This window comes from Shinella sp. S4-D37 (assembly GCF_040812195.1).
Classification (GTDB): Bacteria; Pseudomonadota; Alphaproteobacteria; order Rhizobiales; family Rhizobiaceae; genus Shinella.
Window position 1 is genome coordinate 1,069,810 of sequence record NZ_JBFNXL010000005.1, and the last position, 15,353, is coordinate 1,085,162.

Consider the following 15,353-nt stretch of genomic DNA (forward strand, 5'->3'; position numbering starts at 1 on the left):
CGGGCGTGCGGGCACGGACCCCGCCCGGCGCGCCTTCGAGCGTCGATGATATCCACGATATCATCCGCGACGAGATCATAACGTTGCGGCTCATGCCCGGCGCGAAGGTTTCGGAAAACGAACTGGGGCGGCGTTTCAACACCAGCCGCACGCCGGTCCGCGAGGCGCTGCTGCGGCTCGTCGACGAGGGCCTCGTCAAGGTCTGGCCGCAGCGCGGCACGCTGATCACGCCGATCTCGCTGCGCGCCGTGCGGCGCGCCCGCTTCGTGCGCGAGGCGATCGAGGTCGCCGTGTTTCGCAAGGCCGCGATCGACGGCCTGCCCGAAGCCGTCCTCTCCAGGCTCGACGCGATCATGGCCGAGCAGGAGGCGGCGCGGGAGGACGCGATCCGCTTCACCGAGGCCGACGACGCCTTCCACCACGCCTTCGCCGACGGCATTTCGGTCGGTGACATCTGGGCGGTGCTGGAGCGCGAGAAGGTGCAGTTCGACCGGCTGCGCTTCCTCAGCCTTCCCAACGTGACGCCCGTGTCCGTGTTGATCGAACAGCACGAGAAGATGATCGCCGCCGTCCGCGCCCGCGATCCAGAGGCCGCCGAACAGGCCGTGCGCCACCATCTTTCGGAAGTGCTGAAGGTGACGGAACAGCTTTCCGCCCGCTATCCGGATTTCATCATCAACGATATGTGACGGCCGCGCCGATGCCGGCGCGGCGCCTCATTCGGCCTCCGCGACTATCGCCTTCTCGATGCCGGGCGACAGCATCCGGTCGAGCCGGAGGATCGTCGCTTCGGCGAACGCGCCGTGGGAAAGCCGCTCGGGAAGGAAGCCCGGCAGCGCCGCAAGGGCGGAAAACACCGCCGCCGCATTGTCGGTCGGGGTGTTCGCCAGGGCGGCCACGAGTTCGCCCTCACGCGGGTCGTTCAGCGCATGGTCGCCGTGGCCCAGCACGTAGCGCATCCAGGCCGCCGTCGCGAAGGCGAAGGGCGCGACGTCGTCGCCGCGCGCCAGCGCGTCGAGGGCGGGGGAGAAGATGCGCTGCGGCAGCTTCTGCGTGCCGTCCATGGCGATCTGCCGGGTCTCGTGCGCGATGGCGGGATTGGCGAAGCGGGCGCACAGCATGTCGGCATAGGCCGCAAGGTCCATGGCGATCGCCGGCAGGGTGGCGGCCGCCGCGGTCATGTGGCGGCGGACGAGCCTGGCGAGCGCGGCATCCGCCATGACGTCGCAGACATAGGTCCTGCCGCTGAGAAAGCCCGCATAGGCCAGCATCGAATGGCTGCCGTTCAGCATCCGGAGCTTCATCTTCTCATAGGGCGCGACGTCCGGCACGAAGAGCGCGCCGGCCTCTTCCCAGGCCGGCCGGCCCGCCGGGAACCTGTCCTCGATCACCCATTGGCTGAAGGGCTCCGTCTCGATGGCCGCCGCGTCCTCGTAGCCGGTCAGCTCGGCGGCGTCGGCCCGCGTGCGCGCGGTCGCGGCGGGGGTGATGCGGTCCACCATCGTCGAGGGGAAGGCGACCTCCGCGGATATCCGCTCGGCAAGGGCTGGCCCGTGCGCGCGCCGCGCGAAATCGACGACCGCAGCCCGCAGGAGAGAACCGTTTTCCGGCAGGTTGTCGCAACTGAGGACGGCGAAGGGCGGTAGGCCGGCGGCAAAGCGGAGGGCGAGGCCCCGGGCGATGAGGCCGAGGACGCCCCGGGGGGATGCCGGAGACAGAAGATCGGCCGCGACCGCCGGATGGTTCTCGTCGCAGCCGCCGCTGCGCAGGAGGCCATAGCCCTTTTCCGTCACGGTGATGCTGACGATCCGGCACCCGGCATCCGTCATGGCGGCGAGAGCGCGCGCGCCGAGGTCCTCGCCGGCGATGACGCCGGCGATCGATCCGATGATGCGGGCGTCGGGCCTCTCGCCCCGCTCGATCAGCGTGTAGCGGCCGTCCTGCGGGTTGAGGGCGTTCGCCACGTCCTCGCCGCGCAGCGAGACGCCGAGGAGCCGCCAGTCGCCGCCGGCGGCCGCCATCGCGCCGTCGGTATAGGCGGCGATATGGGCGCGCGCGAAGGCGCCGAGGCCGAGATGGACGATCCCGGTCTTCCTGTCTTCGGGCGCATAGCCCGGCCAGCGCGCCGGGTGGCCGTCGAGCGGCGGCGCCGCCGCGGTGAGCCTCATTGCGCCGCACCGCGCACGGTCGGGTGGGCGAGAGCGGTCATGATGCCGCGAAGCTCGGCCAGGCCCTTGAGGCGGCCGATGGCCGGATAGCCCGGCTGTGCCCGCCGCTTGAGGTCGTCGAGAATGTCCTGGCCGTGATCGGGCCGCATCGGGATTTCCCAGTCGGCACGGCCGGCGGCCTTGCGCCGCCGCTCCTCGGCGAGGACCGCGTCGACCACCGCCACCATATCCGTGCCGCCTTCCAGGTGCCCGGCCTCATGGAAGGAGCCGCCGAAATGCGGGGTTTCGCACAGGACGTTGCGCAGGTGGAGGAAATGCACGCGGCTGCCCAGCCGCTGCATCATGCCCGGCAGGTCGTTGTCGCGCCGTGCGCCCAGCGAGCCGGTGCAGAGCGTGATGCCGCTCGCGGGGAGGTCGACCGCCTCCATGACGCGGCGGTAATTCGCCTCGGTCGACATGACGCGCGGCAGGCCGAGCAGCGGGAACGGCGGATCGTCCGGGTGGCAGCAGAGCCGCATGCCGAGTTCTTGCGCCAGCGGTGCGACCTCGGCGAGGAAATCGACGAGGTGCCCGCGAAGGCTCTCCTCGCTGATGGCGGCATATTCGGCAAGATGGGCGCGCACGTCGGCGAGGGTGAAGGATTCGGCGGCGCCCGGCAGGCCGAAGACGACATTGCCGGCAAGCTGCCGGCGCCGCTCCTCGTCCATCCCGGCAAAGCGGCGCGCCGCGTCCTCGACCACGTCGGCGGGAAAGCTCTCGGCGGCGCCGGGCCGTTGCAGGATGTGGATGTCGAAGGCGGCGAAATCGATCGTGTCGAAGCGCATGCAGGTGGCGCCGGACGGCAGGCGGTAGGCGAGATCCGTGCGCGTCCAGTCGAGCACGGGCATGAAATTGTAGCAGATGACCTTGATCCCGGCGCGCGAGAGGTTGGTCATGCTTTCCTTCCAGGCGGCGATATGCGCCTTCCAGTCGCCCTTCTGCTTCTTGATGTCCTCGGAGACGGGCAGGCTTTCCACCACTTCCCAGGCGAGCCCGGAGGGCGCGCCGTCCGCCATCAGGCCGACGACGCGCTGGCGCTCGGCGATCTCCTCGGGCGACCAGACCGTTCCGGTCGGTACATGATGCAGCGCCGAGACGACACCCTCGACGCCCGCCTGCCGCATATCGTCGACCGAGACGAGATCCTTCGGTCCAAACCACCGCCACGTCTGACGCATATCAACCCCTTGAGAAGTACTTGAATTGTCTCTGATGGTAGCAATTGGTCGACTAGTATGCAAGATGAAATATAGGAGCCGGAGCGTGCGGATGGAGGCCATCGCCGCCTCGCGGCCCGCCCGACTGCCGGCACGTCCGGCAGTCGGAAACCATGGGCCCGCCGGGCGGGCGGGCGCCCTACGTCGCCTGCTGCTGCTTTGCCCTTGCGACGATCTGCGTCGGGCTGACGAATTGCAGCGCGAGCACCAGCCAGAACAGCGTGGTGACCATGTAGACCACCGCCATGGCGTCGATCGACTGGCCGGCGCGCACCCCGGAGGCGAAGACGGCATAGTAGAGCGAGACGACCAGCGTCTGGCTCGTCGGGCCGGCGACGAGGAAGGTCAGCTCGAACATGGCGATGGTGCGCACCAGCACGAGCAGCAGCGCGGCCAGCATGCCGGGCAGGAGCAGCGGCAGCAGGATGCGCAGGAAGAGGCTGCCCGTGCCCGCGCCGAAGACCCGGGCCGCCGCCTCGATGCGCGGATCGATCTGCTCGATGAAGGGGATCATGACCAGGATGACGAAGGGCAGGGACGGCACGAGATTGATGAAGACCACGCCCCAGAAGGTGCCGCCGAGGCCGACCTGGTAGAGCACGGTGGCGAGCGGAATGCCGTAGGTGAGCGGCGGGATGAGCAGCGGCAGCAGGAACAGCAGGATGACCGCCCGCTTGCCGGGAAAATCCCGCCGGGCCAGCGCATAGGCGGTGACGACACCGATGATGCCGGAGATCAGCACCACCGTGAAGACGATCTGGAAGGTGACGAGCACGACATTGGTAAGCTGGAACTCGCGCCAGGCGTCGAAATACCAGCGGGTCGTCCAGCCGACGGGCAGCCATGTGCCGAGCCAGCGGGTGGCGAAGGAATTGACCAGCACCGCCGCGATGACGGCGATGAGGTTGAGCACGAAAAGGCCGGCGAGCGCCCATACGGCGAAGCGCCACAGCTTCGAGCCTATGCCCTGGTCGCGGATCATGGCTTGCCCTTTCCGATGAATGTTGTCCGAAAGATCGCGGTTCGCATCGGCCTATCCCTTCGTGCCGCCGGCGGGGCCGCGGTAGAACAGGGAGCGCAGGCCCAGCACCGCCACGACGATGACCAGTTCGACGATGCCCATGATGATCGCGATGGCGGTGCCCATCGAGTGGTCGTATTGCTCGAAGGCGGCCTGGTAGGCGGCGATCGAGATCACCCGCGTCGCGCCCGCCGGCGCGCCGAGCAGGACGGCGGAGGGGAACACCGCGAAGGCCTGCACGAAGGCGAGGCAGAAGGTGACGGCGAGCCCCGGCACGAGCAGCGGCAGGAAGACCCGCGTGAAGCGTTTGCGCGGCCCCGCGCCGAGCGTCGCGGCGGCCTGCTCGATGGCGGGATCGATGCCGGTCACGTAGGACAGCGTCAAAAGGAAGGCGAAGGGGAAGCCGGTGATCAGCAGCGAGGCGAACACGCCCCAGTAATTGTTGGTGAGCTTGACCGGGGCATCGAGGATGCCGACGAGGAGCAGCACCCGGTTGAACCAGCCCTGCGGCCCGAGATAGGTCAGAAGCCCGTCGGCGACGAAGACCGTGCCGAGCGTCACCGGCAGGACGAGGATGGTCGTCAAGAGCCGCTGCCGGCGCATCAGCCGCACGCGGAAGGCGATGGGCAGGGCGAGGGCGAGGTTGAGGATGGTGACGGGCAGCGCCAGCCAGAGCGTGGCGGCGATCGTGCCGTACTGGAAGCGGTCGCTGAAGAAGCGCGCGTAGTTCGAATACCAGACGCCTTCCTTCGGCGTGAGCGAATCCACGATGCCGTAGAGGAAGGGATAGACGAACAGCGCCGCCATGACCGCGATGCCGGGCAGCACGAGCAGCGTCGTGCCGTCGATGCCGCGCGCGGCAAGGCGGGTGCCGAGCGACGGCCCGCTCATTGCGCCGTCCCCCGGAAGACGAGCGCCCGGCCGGCGACCGGCTGGAGCCTGGCCGTCGCGCCGCGCGGCAAGGCCTGGTCGGCGCGGAAGAACAGTTCCGATCCGTCGCCCGCATGCGCCAGGCCGAAGAAGGCGCGGCCGCGATATTCCATGTTCGCCACGACAGCGGAAATGCCCTCGCCCTCCGCGACGGCGACCAGGTCCTCCGGCCGCACGGAAAGCACCGCGGCGTCGCCCGGCTTCAGCGCTTCGCGCGCGATACCGGCAAGACGCGCGCCGGCGGCCTCGATGGCCACCTCGTCGCCGGAGACGGCGACGACACGGCCGGCAAGCCGGGTGCGGAAACCCATGAAATCGGCGATCTCGGCATGGTCCGGCCGCTGGTAGAGGTCTTCCGGCGTGCCGATCTGCATGATGCGGCCCTGGCTCATCACCACGATGCGGTCGGCGAGCGACAGGGCCTCGTCCTGGTCGTGGGTGACGTAGATGGTGGTCGAGCCGATCTGGTCGTGGATGCCGCGGATTTCGGCGCGCATCTCAAGCCTCAGCTTGGCGTCGAGGTTGGAAAGCGGTTCGTCCATCAGCACGACCGGCGGACGGATGACGACGGCGCGGGCGATCGCCACGCGCTGCTGCTGGCCGCCGGAAAGCTGGCCGGGCAGTTTCTCGGCCTGCGAGCCGAGGCGCACGAGGGCGAGCGCCTCGTCGATGCGCCGGTCGGCCTCCGCGCCCTTCACGCCCTGCATGGCAAGGCCGAAGCCGACATTCTTGCGCACCGACATGTGGGGAAACAGCGCATAGCTCTGGAAAACCATGCCGAAGCCGCGCTTTTCCGGCTCAAGAGAATCGATGCGCCGGTCGCCGAGGCGAATCTCCCCGCCGGAAAGCGACAGAAGGCCTGCCAGGCAATTGAGCGCGGTCGACTTGCCGCAGCCGGAAGGGCCGAGCAGGGCGATGAATTCCCCGGGCTCGATGGAAAGGTCGATCCCGTCGAGCGCGTTGTAGGCGCCGAACGAACGGCGCAGGCCGCTCAGTTCGAGCCGGGCACGCTGCCGGGACGAAGGGGCTGTCGTTGCGGTCTGGGCCTGCTGGCTCAAGAGCGCCTCCTGTTTGTACGGCACGGTCGAAATTGCGGCGCCCGGGATCCAGGGCGCCGCAAGAGCACGGATGTCCGCTCAGCCCTTGGCCGAACCGACCTGTTCGTCCCAGATGCGGAAGGCATCGACGATCCGGGCGGGTTCCAGCGGAACCTCCAGCGGGTTGTTGGCGATCCAGTCCTCGTATTCGGGACGGCCGAATTCGGCGATCACGTCCTGGCTCGCCTGCGGCGCCATGTCGAGCGTCACGTCCTTGACCGCCGGGCCGGGATAGAAATAGCCCTCGTCATAGGCGATCGCCTGCTGCTGGGGCTGCAGGATGAAGTTGATGATGTCGAGGAGGACATTCACCTTCTCGTCGGAAACGCCCTTCGGAATGACGGCGTAGTGCGCGTCCGTGACCCAGTGGAAGCCGGCGAGCGTGCCCACCTTCGCTTCCGCCGGCACGATGCCGAGCGCGCGCGGGTTGATGTCCCAGCCGGTCGTCGAGACGATGATGTCGCGAGTGCCTTCGCCGAGTTCCTTCATGGTCTGGCCGGTGCCGGTGCCGTAATATTCGACATACTGGCCGATCGCCTTCAGGTATTCCCAGGTCTTGCTCCAGCCGTTGACGGGATCGAGCGGATCGCTGTCGCCGAGGAGATAGGGCAGGCCCATCAGGAAGGTGCGGCCGGGGCCGGAATTGGCCGGGCGGGCATAGATGAACTTGTTCGGATTGGCCTTGGCCCATTCCAGCAGCTCTTCGGCCGATTTCGGCGGCGTAGGGACGCGGTCGGGCATGTATTCGATCAGCGGGCCGGAGGGATAGTAGGTCACGACGACGCCCTGGTCCTTGGCGAGCGCCTGCATCTTGTTGGCCTGCGGCAGGTAGATCGAGGCGAGATCGGGCAGTTCCGCCTTGTGGGCGGAAAGGTCGACCCACAGGCCCTGGTCGAGGCCGGCGGAGAGCGCGTCGGTGCCGGTCAGCACCAGGTCGATGTCGACGCGGCCGGCGGCCTGCTGCGCCTGGATCTTCGCGGGAAGCTCGGGGGCGGGCGCCTTGGTGAAGGCGAAGCTCGATACCCATTCGGGCTTGGCCGCGGCGTAGTTCTCGAACATGCCCTGGGTCAGTGCCAGGTTGCCCGCGACGTCGACGATGGTGATCGTGACGGGATTGGCAGGGGCCGCAAGGGCCGACCAGCCGCGAGCGGGAAGCAGGCCGAGGCCCGCCATGCCGGCGACGCCGCCGACGAAGGTTCTGCGTGTGATCTGCATTTCGTTCTCCTCCATGGTTGTGCCGGCCGTCTCCCGGGGCGGCCGGCGTCTTCATTTCACAGGCGATAGGCTTTCTTCGCGAGCCCGTAGGCAAGCGCGCGGGCCAGATCGTGCGCCTCGTCCTCGTCGAGGCGATGGTCGGCCACCAGGCGGGCGAGATAGGCGCAGTCCACCCGCCGCGCCATGTCGTGCCGCGCGGGGATGGACAGATAGGCGCGGGTGTCGTCGTTGAAGCCGACCGTGTTGTAGAAGCCGCAGGTCTCCGTCGTGGTCTCCCGGAAGCGGCGCATGCCCTCGGGGCTGTCGAAGAACCACCAGGCTGGGCCGAGCCGGAGCGCCGGGTAGTGGCCGGCAAGCGGGGCGAGTTCGCGCGAATAGGCGCTCTCGTCGAGTGTGAAGAGGATGAGCGTCAGCGCCGGGTCGTTGCCGACCGCATCGAGCAGCGGCTTCAGCGCCCGCACGTAATCCGTCGCCTTCGGGATGTCGGCGCCCTTGTCCGGCCCGAAGGCGGCAAAGAGCGAGGGATTGTGGTTGCGGAAGGAGCCGGGATGAAGCTGCATGACGAGATCGTCGTCGCGGCTCATGCGGGCCATTTCCGTCAGCATCTGGCCGCGGAAGGTCTCGGCGTCCGCCGCGTCCGCCCGGCCGGACAGCACCTTGTCGAACAGCAGGGCCGCCTCGTCTGTCGGCAGGTCGGCCGTCTGCGCGGTGGGATGGCCATGGTCGGACGCCGTCGCGCCATGCGCCTTGAAGAAGGCGCGCCGCGCGCGGTGGGCCGAAAGATAGCCCGCCCAGGTCGCAGGCTCGTTTGTCAGGGCGAGGAACCGCTCCACGTTGCCCGCGAAGCCGGCCGCCTCCGGGTCCACCACCGCATCCGGCCGATAGGTCGGCACGACGCGGCCGTGCCAGCCCGAGCGGCGGACCGCATCGTGATGGGCAAGATCGTCGAGCGCACCGTCCGTCGTCGCGATCACCTCGATGCCGAACGTATCGTAGAGCGCGCGCGGGCGCAGCGCGGGGGTGGCGATGGCCGCGGCGATCCGGTCGTAGAGCGCATCGGCGTTCTTCGGCGTGAGGCGCTCGTCGATACCGAAGACGAGTTCCAGCGAATGCTCGAACCAGAGGCGCGTCGGCGTGCCGGCGAAAAGATGAAAATGCTCGGCGAAGAGCCGCCAGATGCGACGACCATCCGTGACGGAGGGCGTGCCGTCGCGCCGCGCCACGCCGAGGTCCTCCAGGCGCACGCCCTGGGAATAGAGCATGCGCGTGGCATAGTGGTCGGGCGTGATGAAAAGCGCGGCCGGATCGGGGAAGGCCGTATCCTCGGCATACCAGGCGGGGTCCGTATGGCCGTGCGGCGAAATGATCGGCAGCGCCGCCACGCCCGCATAGAGGCGCCGGGCGATCGTCCTGACGTCCGGTTCCACGGGCAGAAGTCGGTCGGGATGCAATGCCATTTCCGCCGTCTCCTCCCGCGGTTATTGGGTCGCACTACGAGTTGTATACTAGTGTGCAAAAAAGAGTCAACCGGACTTGGAAGACTATTATTTTTCCAGCCGTTTTCCGGAAAGGGCCGGCATGCCGCGCGCGCGGCGGCGCGCCGAACGGCCGCCGGCCTCGGCATTATTCTCGATCAGGGAAGGCAGGTATCGACGGCGGCCCGTCTTTCTACGCCTCTTCCAGCCCGCACCAGTCGGCGGCGAAGAGGGCGAGGGTCTGCGTGACGCGCTTCAGCGAGGACAGGCTCACCCGCTCGTCGATGCCGTGGATGTTCTCGGCGATCGGCCCGTAGACGAGCGAGGGGATGTTGCCATGGACGGAAAACACCGCGGCGTCCAGATAGCAGGCCATGACGTAGGAGGGGAGGGCCGTGCCGGCATGGGTCGCGGCATGGGCGGCGCGCAGCGTCTTTTCGGCCTCGCCGTCCTCGGCAAGCTCGTATCCGGCATGCATGACGCCGACCCAGGTGAGCCTCACCAGGCCCTCGCCGGACAAGGTGCGGTCTTCCGTCTGGATGTGCCGGAGGTAGGCCTCGACCTCCGCGGCACGGACCTGCGGGTCCTCGCCCGGATAGAAGCCGATCCGGCCCTCCGCGACGCAGTCGCTCGGAATGGAGGCGATCCAGTCGCCGCCGTTGATCGTGCCGATGGTGAGCGCCACCGGGTTGGCGAGATCGCCGAACCAGCGCTTGCCCTCGCGCTCGTCGGTCCATTTGCGCTCCAGGGTGCGCAGATGGCCGATCAGGCGGATCATCAGGTCGATGGCGCTCTGGCCCGATTCCGGCTCGCGGGGATGGGCCGGCCGGCCTCTCGTCTCCAGCCGGAACTTGATGACGCCGGCATTGGCGCGCACGAGTTGTTCGTCCGTGGGCTCGGGGCTCACGACGGCATCGGCGGTAAAGCCCGCGGCAAAGAGCGTCGCGGCGCCGTTGCCGGTGATCTCCTCCTCCACGACCGACTGCACCTGGACATCGCCGCGAAGGGAAAGCCCGGCCGCTGCGATGGCGTCGAGGGCGAAGATCGAGGCGACCAGGCCGGCCTTCATGTCGCCGGCGCCGCGGCCGTAGAGCCAGTCGCCGTCGCGGGCCGGCTCGAACGGCGGGACGGTCCAGCGCCGGTCGCTGCCCGCCGGCACGACGTCGACATGGGAGTTGAAGGCGAGCGAGCGTCCGCCGCCCGACCCGGCCTTCCGCCCCACCACGTTCCAGCTTTCGGCGTAGTCGACCGTGGCCGGCGAAAAGGCCGGATGTTTTCCGATCAGCGCGGCATCGGTGCGCAGGCGGTCGACCGCATAGCCGCGTTCCCTGAGGCCGGTCGCGATGAAATCCTGCGCGGCGGTCTCCTCGTTGCGCAGGGATTTGAAACGCACCAGCGTTTCCAGGAATTGCACCTCCTCCTCGAAAAGACGGTCGACAGCGGCGGCGATGCGGTCATGCACGGATTTCATGGGCGGCCCGAAGTGAAGCTGGAGGAAGGATCGAGGATGGGAACGGCGTCCGACAATGCGGCAGAACAGGGGGGCGGCGCAATCGCGGCGAGCGGGATTTCACAGAGACTTTGGCCAAATATGCCCGCTCCCCTGGGCAATCTCTCCGGTCGGAGGGGGCGGCTGGCAAAGGGCGGCTGACAGGCGGCCGGAACCGGCTATAGTCGCGGGCGGCGCGCAAGGCCGGCACGGCGGCGCGAGACGACATGGAGACTGAGAAATGAAGCCCAACCCAATCACGGCGGCGCCCGCCGACGCTGCCGCCCGCAAGGCGATCCGGCCGGTGATCTGCTACCCGGTCGAGACCCTGCCGCGTCCCGACCTTGCGGCCTATCGCGCGCTGCGGGACGACCTGACGCTTGTCGAGACGGTGGTCGTGCCCCCGCGCGAGGCGACGACCTGGTCGGTGCCGGCAGGACATTTCTGCCGCATCGTCTGCAGCGAGGGGCCACAGGTCGGCGACCTCAACCTCTTCAATGCGAAGGACCTGAAGGAGCGGCTCTATACCGGCAAGACGCGGGCGCTGGCCGGCACCCATGTCGGCCTCGGCGACCAGCTCTTCTCCAGCTTTCCCTATCTGCGCCCCATCGCGACCATCACCCACGACACGCTCGACTGGTACGGGTTCGACGATTTCGGCGGCGCGGTGCATGATGTGATCGGCACGCGCTGCGACCCCTATACGCACAACCTGCTCAGCCATGGCGGGCAGTACCACCATTGCTGCCACTCGAACCTGACGCGCGCCTTCGCCGCGAAAACCGGCATGGCGCTGCGCGAGGCGGAGACCTATGTGCACGACGTGCTGAACGTCTTCATGTGCACCGGCTTCACGCGCGATACGGGCCAGTATTTCATGAAGGCGAGCCCGGTGCGGCCGGGCGACTATCTGGAATTCTTCGCCGAGATCGACCTTCTCGGCTGCATGTCGGCCTGCCCGGGCGGGGATTGCTCGGCGCAGCACTCCTCCGATACGGCGGCGTGTCATCCGATGGTCGTGGAGATATACAAGCCGAAAACCCTGCCGGAAGGCTGGGCGCCGCCGCCGATCAACGGCTACGACGGCACCCACGGTCTTTAGGACGCTCCCGGAGAACGCGGCGACACCTTCAGCGCGGGCGGCGGACGGCGCGGATCGTTCCGCTGTTGCCGCCGCCGCAGAAGAAGCGGTCGGCGCCGTCGGATTCGAGGCCCGACACGCCGGTGCCCGCGGGCATGGTGACGATGTCGAGCACGGCGCCCGTCCTGGGGTCGAGGCGGCGCAGGTCGCTTTCCTCGCCCTCCCAGGTGCCGTGCCAGAGTTCGCCGTCCACCCAGGTGACGCCCGTCACCATGCGGTTGCTCTCGATGGTGCGCCGGACGGTGCCGGTTTCCGGATCGATCTCGTGGATCTGCCGGCTGCGGTATGCGCCGACCCAGAGCGAGCCTTCCGCCCAGGCGAGGCCGGAATCGCCGCCATTGCCGGGGGCGGGGATGGTGGCGACGACGGCGCCGGAGACGGGGTCGATCTTGTGGATGCGGTCTTCGGCGATCTGGAAGAGGTGGCGGCCGTCATAGGCGGTGCCGGCATGGGCCGAAAGATCGATCGCGTGAAGCATGCGGCCGTCGTCCGGGTCCAGCGTATTGACCTTCTCGCCGGAGGCGAACCAGACGTTCTTTCCGTCATAAGTGACGCCGTGGACCTGCTCCACGCCGGGGAAGGGGCCGTATTCGCGCAGGATCTCTGCTTTGGACGTTGTCATGTCAATCTCCTTGGGGATCATCGATAGGGCGATCCTAACCGCCGGGCAGCGGACCCGGGAGTAACAAGAGTGTCGAGAAAGCGCCCGGTGTCGGCGTCAGCCAGCGCCGGCTGCGGCCGCGGCCGATCGCCTGCACCCTGCCGGCCTCGGCAAGCTGCCCGAGGGCGCGCTGCACGGTGCGTGCGCTGGTGCCGAGCGCGATGGCGAGCGCCGCGCTCGACCAGGCCTCGCCGTCGGCAAAGAGTGCCAGTATGTCGGCATGGGGCTCGTCGCGCGGCGGCGCCAGCACGGCGACGGCCCGTCCTTCGTGCGGCGCCAGAAGGAAGCCGTCCCTCGTGGCGGTGATCCCGGCGAATGGTGCCAGTTCCGCCCGCAGCCGGCCCATCTCGACGCGCAGGCGCGCGCGATGGGATTCGTCTGCCTGCCGGGCGCGGAAGGCGCGCAGCAGTAGGCTTTCCCGGCTGGCATCGCCGGGAAAGGCCTCGGAGAGGGTGCGCAGCAGCGCGAACAGGATCGGCCGCGTGGCGAGCGACAGCGTGGTCTTGCCGCAGCGCACGACATGGCGGCAGGCATCGACCACCAGCCTGTCGGTCGCAAGCAGTGCCTCGACCTCGCCGGGCAGGAGAGGGTGCTCCGCGCCCCCGGCGATCTTGCGGGCGGCCGGCTGCCGCAGGATCGCCGCCGCGTCCCCGACCTCCCGGATCAGGGCCGGGATGCCGGCCTGCCTTGCGGCCTCGGCGGCGCGCGCGAACGCCTCGCTCGCCGTTGCCGTGTGCAGGCGGCGGATCGCGATGCCGGCGGCGGCAAGGGCATGCGCGGCCCGAAGCGGCGGCGGCAGGGCGGCGGTATCGAGCGCGGTGAGCAGGGCCGCGGCATCGTCCAGCCGGCCGATCAGGAGCAGGCGGCGAATGGCGAGCGTCCTCGCATGGGCGGCATTGAGCTTGTCGCCGTGGGCGGCGAGCGTTGCCTCGGCGGCGGCAAGCGCCTTGACCGGCCAGCCGAGATCGCGCGAGACGAGGGCGATTTCCGCCTGCGCCACGATGCAGCGCGCCCGCGCCACCGCCTCGCGCGGGCCGAAGGCGCGGGCGGCGGACGTCAGCAGCGCCTTGGCGCGCTCGAGATCGCCGAGCTGCGCCATGGCGATGCCGCGCAGCGCCAGTGCGGGTGCGTCGTCGCGCAGCGCCACACGGCCCAGTGCGCCGAGCGGATCGCCCCCGGCAAGCGCCCGGGCGGCGGCGGTGATCATCGAATCCATGAAATTCCCGTCACATTTGTCACTCCCGCGTCCGGGCGGCCTGCCCTTACGCTCGCTGCGTCGAAGCAGAAGAAAGGCGTTTCACGATGCGCAATCAAGTCGTTTCCCATGCGCATCGGCCATGACGCGTCTTGCCGTTTCGCGATTTCTGCGGACACGGTGTCGGAAACGGCCGGCGGCGGCGTCTTTTAGAAGAGCGGCCCGGGCCGGTCGGCCGGCGGGCGCAGAGGAGAGGACAATGATCCATACGCATTATCGCTGGGTGATCGTCGCCGCGGGCGGCATACTCGGCTGCATCGCCATCGGCGCGATGTTCTCGCTGCCGGTCTTCCTGTTGCCGATCGCCCGGGATACCGGCTGGTCGGTGACCGGCATTTCCACGGCCATGACCGTTGGTTTTCTCGCCATGGCGTTCGCCAGCATGGTCTGGGGCGGCCTTTCGGATCGCTGGGGGCCGCGGCCGGTCGTGCTGTCCGGCTCGGTTCTCCTGGCGGCAAGCCTGCTTGCGGCGAGCCTCACGACCTCGCTGGTCGCCTTCCAGTTCGTCTTCGGTCTCGTCGCGGGGGTGGCGGTCGCTGCCGTGTTCGCGCCGATGATGGCCTGCGTGACGGGCTGGTTCGACACGCACAGGAGCCTTGCCGTCTCGCTCGTCTCGGCGGGCATGGGCATGGCGCCGATGACCATGTCGCCCTTCGCCGCCTGGCTGGTCACCTTCAACGACTGGCGCGCCTCGATGCAGATCATCGCGCTTCTCGTCGCCGTCGTGATGATCCCGGCCTCCCTCCTGGTGCGGCGCGCGCCGGCGCTGGATGCCGTCGAAGACGGCCCTGCCGCGGCCGGCGCGCCGCAGGCCGGCATGACGACGGTCGACATCGTCAGGACGCCGCAGTTCATCATCCTGTGCCTGACGAACTTCTTCTGCTGCGCCACTCATTCCGGGCCGATCTTCCATACGGTGAGCTATGCCATCACCTGCGGCATCCCGATGATCGCCGCCGTCTCGATCTACAGCATCGAGGGGCTTGCCGGCATGGGCGGCCGCATCGCCTTCGGCCTTCTCGGCGACCGGTTCGGCGCCAAGCACATCCTGGTGCTCGGCCTCTTCGCGCAGGCCTTCGGCGCGCTTGGCTATGTCTTCACCGGCGGGCTTGCCTCCTTCTATGTCGTGGCGGGCCTGTTCGGCTTCATCTATGCCGGCGTCATGCCGCTCTATGCGGTGATCGCGCGGGAGAATTTTCCGCTGCGCATGATGGGCACCGTTATCGGCGGCACGGCCATGGCCGGCAGCCTCGGCATGGCGCTGGGGCCGGTGGCGGGCGGGCTGATCTACGACACCTTCGCCAGCTACACCTGGCTCTATGTCGGCTCGTGGGGGATCGGCCTCGGCGCCTTCCTGATCGCCATGACCTTCAAGCCGGTGCCGCAACCGCGCGAAGCCCCGGCGGCGGCGTGAACCGGCCTGGCGAGGGCCTCAAAGGGGCCGGCTCCACCGTCAGGCGGCGCCGGCCGGGTCGCCGATCGGCATCAGCGCCGGCTTCGTCGCCTGCTCGCGCCTGACCTTCTCCTCCTCGGTCTCCGGCTCGGCGGTGGTGTCGTCGGGTTCCGTGTCGTTCCGGGGCTTTTCCTCGCCGGGGGAAGGGCGCTTCGGATCGCTTTGCGCGCGTGGGCTCGTCATGGTCCGTCT

14 protein-coding genes are annotated in these 15,353 nt (G+C 68.7%); 3 read left to right on the forward strand and 11 right to left on the reverse strand.

Features of this window, described 5'->3' with window-relative positions; genetic code table 11:
- The first annotated feature begins 5 nt into the window (after nt 1–5).
- Entirely contained in the window at nt 6–689 is a 684-nt protein-coding gene (locus AB3G45_RS12665; RefSeq protein ID WP_367830894.1) for a GntR family transcriptional regulator, read from the forward strand.
- 27 nt (nt 690–716) lie between these two features.
- Here AB3G45_RS12665 and AB3G45_RS12670 read toward each other — a convergent pair whose 3' ends face one another.
- The 8 genes from AB3G45_RS12670 to AB3G45_RS12705 all read right to left on the reverse strand — a co-directional run bounded on the left by AB3G45_RS12670 (nt 717) and on the right by AB3G45_RS12705 (nt 10,633).
- Nucleotides 717–2,168, reverse strand: a complete 1,452-nt coding sequence (locus tag AB3G45_RS12670; protein ID WP_367830895.1) for a mannitol dehydrogenase family protein — start codon at nt 2,166–2,168, stop codon at nt 717–719.
- Nucleotides 2,165–3,385: a mannonate dehydratase gene (gene uxuA, locus AB3G45_RS12675; RefSeq protein WP_367830896.1), complete on the reverse strand. Its 1,221-nt coding sequence runs from the start codon at nt 3,383–3,385 to the stop codon at nt 2,165–2,167. Before uxuA ends, AB3G45_RS12670 begins: the two co-directional genes overlap by 4 nt.
- 178 nt (nt 3,386–3,563) lie before the next feature.
- Nucleotides 3,564–4,406 (reverse strand): ABC transporter permease, encoded by an 843-nt coding sequence (locus AB3G45_RS12680; RefSeq protein WP_367830897.1) that lies wholly within the window; start codon nt 4,404–4,406, stop codon nt 3,564–3,566.
- Nucleotides 4,407–4,457: 51 nt separating this feature from the next.
- Nucleotides 4,458–5,336 carry an ABC transporter permease gene (locus AB3G45_RS12685; RefSeq protein ID WP_367830898.1) on the reverse strand — a complete coding sequence of 293 codons (879 nt, stop codon included), beginning with the start codon at nt 5,334–5,336 and terminating at the stop codon, nt 4,458–4,460.
- Nucleotides 5,333–6,433, reverse strand: a complete 1,101-nt coding sequence (locus AB3G45_RS12690; protein ID WP_367830899.1) for an ABC transporter ATP-binding protein — start codon at nt 6,431–6,433, stop codon at nt 5,333–5,335. Before AB3G45_RS12690 ends, AB3G45_RS12685 begins: the two co-directional genes overlap by 4 nt.
- A gap of 78 nt (nt 6,434–6,511) precedes the next feature.
- A complete protein-coding gene (locus AB3G45_RS12695) occupies nt 6,512–7,687 on the reverse strand; it encodes an extracellular solute-binding protein (protein WP_367830900.1) in 1,176 nt (391 codons plus the stop codon).
- 56 nt (nt 7,688–7,743) lie between these two features.
- Complete coding sequence (uxaC, locus tag AB3G45_RS12700; RefSeq protein ID WP_367830901.1) at nt 7,744–9,144, reverse strand: glucuronate isomerase; 1,401 nt, start codon at nt 9,142–9,144, stop codon at nt 7,744–7,746.
- A gap of 211 nt (nt 9,145–9,355) precedes the next feature.
- A complete protein-coding gene (locus tag AB3G45_RS12705) occupies nt 9,356–10,633 on the reverse strand; it encodes an ArgE/DapE family deacylase (protein WP_367830902.1) in 1,278 nt (425 codons plus the stop codon).
- Nucleotides 10,634–10,892: 259 nt separating this feature from the next.
- On the opposite strand from AB3G45_RS12705, the gene AB3G45_RS12710 reads away from it, so the two are divergent.
- The gene (locus AB3G45_RS12710; protein ID WP_367830903.1) at nt 10,893–11,753 is read left to right on the forward strand and encodes an urea carboxylase-associated family protein; all 861 of its coding nucleotides are present in this window, start codon (nt 10,893–10,895) and stop codon (nt 11,751–11,753) included.
- 28 nt (nt 11,754–11,781) lie between these two features.
- Here the strand turns inward: AB3G45_RS12710 and AB3G45_RS12715 are convergent, their stop codons facing one another.
- Entirely contained in the window at nt 11,782–12,414 is a 633-nt protein-coding gene (locus AB3G45_RS12715) for a glutamine cyclotransferase (RefSeq protein ID WP_367830904.1), read from the reverse strand.
- A 34-nt stretch (nt 12,415–12,448) separates the two neighbouring features.
- Nucleotides 12,449–13,669, reverse strand: a complete 1,221-nt coding sequence (locus tag AB3G45_RS12720) for a helix-turn-helix domain-containing protein (protein ID WP_367830905.1) — start codon at nt 13,667–13,669, stop codon at nt 12,449–12,451.
- Nucleotides 13,670–13,907: 238 nt separating this feature from the next.
- Between AB3G45_RS12720 and AB3G45_RS12725 the strand changes: the two genes are divergently transcribed.
- Nucleotides 13,908–15,122, forward strand: a complete 1,215-nt coding sequence (locus tag AB3G45_RS12725; RefSeq protein ID WP_367830906.1) for an MFS transporter — start codon at nt 13,908–13,910, stop codon at nt 15,120–15,122.
- A gap of 39 nt (nt 15,123–15,161) precedes the next feature.
- On the opposite strand, the gene AB3G45_RS12730 is transcribed toward AB3G45_RS12725, so the two are convergent.
- Entirely contained in the window at nt 15,162–15,344 is a 183-nt protein-coding gene (locus AB3G45_RS12730) for a hypothetical protein (protein WP_367830907.1), read from the reverse strand.
- Nucleotides 15,345–15,353: the final 9 nt, after the last annotated feature.